This is a genomic window from Oleiphilus sp. HI0067 (assembly GCF_001635735.1).
In genome coordinates, this window is record NZ_LWFI01000460.1 from 1 (window position 1) to 744 (window position 744).

Below are 744 nucleotides of genomic sequence, written 5' to 3' on the forward strand. Positions count from 1 at the left end.
TCGTGTGGCTTGGTTTGAAGCTATCCGGACAAACGCTCGCTTCGACAGTAGCGAAAAGCTAAGGACTTTATATGCTTCCTACTATACCCAGATCAAATCGCTACAACTGGAGCTATCAGCTCTATATCTTCCTATTTTTTGTTTACCTCATTGCGCCATTAGTGGTCGTCGCGAGCTTTGCCTTTAACGACTCCCTGTTTCCGTCACTACCATGGAAAGGCTTTACATGGGATTGGTTTATTAACGATACCCAACCTAAATTAGGCTTATTTCATGATCGTAGCCTAATGAACGGCATTGGCGTTTCATTCTTTGTTGCATGCTGTGTGACTGGACTGAGCATTGCGATCGGCACAAGCAATGCCTTTTTATTTGAACGTTATGAGTTTCGCTTCAAACAATTCGCATACATATTGTTGTTGCTGCCTCTGGTTATTCCGGGCGTCATTCTCGGCATCTCTATTCTCGTATTTTCAAACACGCTTGCTAACGGAGTTGAAGATCATATTGGGTGGGATCTTGAGTTCCTTAGACCAGGGCTATTACTCGTAGTGCTTGGCCAATTCGCCTTTATAACTACGATTGCGACCTTAGTTATTTCGGCTCGGCTGAAAAAGTTTGATAGATCACTTGAGGAAGCCGCCTACAATCTAGGCGCAAGTCGCTTTGAAGTATTACGTACTATTACCTTACCCTACCTCAGGCCAGCCATGCTCGGCGCAGGCGTTGTCGCGTTCTTGATGT

The 744-nt window shown here is 45.0% G+C and carries 1 protein-coding gene; it reads left to right on the forward strand.

The window, feature by feature from the left end; all coding sequences use genetic code 11:
- Window positions 1-71: 71 nt before the first annotated feature.
- Window positions 72-744: ABC transporter permease (locus A3739_RS05640; RefSeq protein WP_068500620.1), on the forward strand; the 673-nt coding region annotated here is incomplete at its 3' end.